Below are 2,525 nucleotides of genomic sequence, written 5' to 3'. Positions count from 1 at the left end.
AGGTGGGCTGCGGGCGGCGTTCAAGACGCTGGCGCGCCGCTCACCGGTGCCCGTCAACCTCGACGTCGCGATCGAGCAACGGTTGCCCGACTCCGTTGAGGTCGCCGCCTACTACGTGGTCGCCGAGGCGCTCACCAACGCAGCCAAGCACGCTCACGCCTCCCAGGTTAAGGTGCGGGCACACGCCACCGACGAAAGCCTCTACCTCTTCATCGCGGACGACGGGACCGGCGGCGCCGATTCGCGTAAGGGCTCCGGGCTCATCGGACTCAAAGACCGTATCGAGGTACTCGGCGGCCGGATGCACGTGGCAAGTCCTCCAGGAGGAGGGACAGCCTTCGACATCACCATCCCGCTTACAACAGACGCAAGATGATAGCGAGCCGACTCAAAGCAGCGCCACCGCCCTCGAGAGCCGCAGACACCCAGGGTTTGGCGAACGGGTCGACCTAGCCGACAACCGCCCTTCCGCTCGATGCAGTGCGCTGAGCGTTGCGACGTTGGGCGCCGACTAAATCGAGTGTGCGCAAGGCTCGACGCGCGTCAACAGGTTTCACTACATTAGGCGCCTAACTTGCAGAATTATTAGCCACTCGCCGCCACGCTGGTTTCGTAATGTTGTGGGGACACCGAGAGTCGGTCAGATGGTTGTGCCGGCCCGGCCACGCGGCGGGGATCTGTGAGTTTTCGTGCTGCGGGTGTTGCAGTTGATGAAGCCGACCATGACTTTGGCCCGCTTTGCGTGTTCAGCGCTTCGGCCTCGGGGCCCCATCCGGCCTTTCATCGATGAATGCAAATCTGCCGTCGCACTGGGAGGCCGATGATCGGCCGTCTTTCCGGGCGCAGAGCTGCACCTCCTCGACCTGGATGTTGTCGAGATGTGCGGTCGGTTCGTCAGCCAGAATCAGCGGCGGATCGAGGGCGATCGCGCGCGCCACGGCGACCCGTTGTTGTTGCCCGCCGCTGAGATCACCGGAACGATGGGCCATTCGGTCCTGCAAACCGACACGGGTCAGCAGCTCCTCGGCGCGCTCGCGCGCCGCGCCGCGCGACTGTCCGGCCACGCTCAATGGGACGCGACCTACGGTGCTTGACCGACGATGACGGCGGTCGCGCCAACAGTCATCACTGACGCCGCACCGCAACCGGGACTAATCGCGGAGGCGACGGTTCGGCCAGAGACGCGGCCCGATCCCGAAATGTGTTGATTGATCGATGTTGCCCGTTGGAATCGTCATCGTAGATTCAATGCCTTTACCGCGCTGGGAAGGGTCATGAAGATTCTGCCTTCGACGATCTTTGTCAGCATGCCTGCGGCCTATAGGCCATCCCGCAGGTCTTGTTTGACCCTGCATCGCGAACGCGATTCCGCGGCCGGCACAAATCGCCGAGCACGGTCGAGTACGTCAAGTGCGGTCAAGTTGCCATACCCACTGACCACCAGGCGGGTCAGGCCCGCGACGTCAGCGGGGCCGCACCACAATCACGGGGACTTTCGCCGACTGCGCTACCGCCGAGCTGACCGAGCCCAACAGCATGCCCGCGAATCCGCCGCGGCCGTGACTACCCACGACCACCACCTGACTGCGTTCAGACTCCTGGCGCAGCCAACGGGCCGGGTCGTCACGCACGACCCGTCGATGCACCTGCACGTCGGGATACTGTTGCTGCCAGCCGGCCAGGCGTTCGGTGAGGAGTTCGCGTCCCTGATTTTCGTGCTCGGGCCAGTCTTCGGTGAAGATCCCGACATCGCTGCAGGCGTGCAAGGCCACCAGATCAACGCCCCGGCGCGATGCCTCCTCGAAGGCAAGCGCGGCGGCCGCTTCGGAGGCAGGCGATCCCTCGATGCCTACCAGCACCGGCGCATCGGCCGCGGGGGTTCCCTCGGCATGCACGATCGCGATCGGCCCATGGCCGTAGTGAAGCAGGCCCATACTGGCCGAGCCGAGCAGCAGCCGGTCGAACGCACCATGCCCGCGACAGCCCACCACGGTCAGCAGCGCCTGCCTGGATTCATTGACCAGTGCCGCCACGATGTTTGAATACAGCGTCCGGGTGTGCACCTCGGGGTGGCTGGACCCGGTCAAGCTGGCCTCAAGTGTCTTGCGTGCCTGCTCGACTACGTGGCCGGCGTTGTCGTGCTGCCACCGGGTGATGTTGCCCTGGATCCGACCTACGGGCCAAGCAACAACCAGCGGGGCGACGACATGGACCAGAATGATCGGCGCAGCGCGCAGCGTCGCTTCACCGACTGCCCAACGGATGGCCGCGTGTGATCCCGCCGATCCGTCTACCCCGACCACTATCGCGTTTTTCGCTGTGGTCTCTGACATGGCGCAGCTCCTTCGACTGGGTATCAGCGACTTCCGCTATAGCCACAACGCTACCGCCCACCGCCACCTCGGCCAGTGCCCAACGGACACCGGCGGCAGGGCATTTAGTCCCGACTCGGAGCTCCGGCGCACGCCGCTTAGGCCTCGACTGCCAGTCATTGGTCTCTTAACCGCTGTTGGCACCAGCGCCCG

At 64.8% G+C, this 2,525-nt stretch carries 2 protein-coding genes and 1 pseudogene; 1 reads left to right on the top strand and 2 read right to left on the bottom strand.

Annotated elements, in window-relative coordinates; genetic code table 11:
• On the top strand, window positions 1-376 hold a 376-nt coding region (locus VKI00_RS11110; RefSeq protein WP_324437513.1), incomplete at its 5' end, for a sensor histidine kinase.
• Window positions 377-851: 475 nt separating this feature from the next.
• On the opposite strand, the pseudogene VKI00_RS11105 reads toward VKI00_RS11110, so the two are convergent.
• Together VKI00_RS11105 and VKI00_RS11100 are read right to left on the bottom strand one after the other, a co-directional pair.
• A pseudogene (locus VKI00_RS11105) lies at window positions 852-1,076 on the bottom strand (ATP-binding cassette domain-containing protein); the annotation flags it as partial.
• A gap of 387 nt (window positions 1,077-1,463) precedes the next feature.
• On the bottom strand, window positions 1,464-2,333 hold the full coding sequence (locus tag VKI00_RS11100; protein ID WP_324437512.1) for a universal stress protein: 870 nt from the start codon (window positions 2,331-2,333) through the stop codon (window positions 1,464-1,466).
• Between the last annotated feature and the right edge of the window lie 192 nt (window positions 2,334-2,525).

The sequence above is a fragment of the Mycobacterium sp. genome (genome assembly GCF_035314665.1).
Classification (GTDB): domain Bacteria; phylum Actinomycetota; class Actinomycetes; order Mycobacteriales; family Mycobacteriaceae; genus Mycobacterium.
Note: the sequence above shows the minus strand (reverse complement) of the source record. Positions and strands in the feature narration are given on the sequence as shown.

Coding starts and splice junctions, on each gene's coding strand:
- VKI00_RS11100 (WP_324437512.1), bottom strand. CDS start 2,333: ATGTCAGAGACCACAGCGAAAAACGCGATAGTGGTCGGGGTAGACGGA.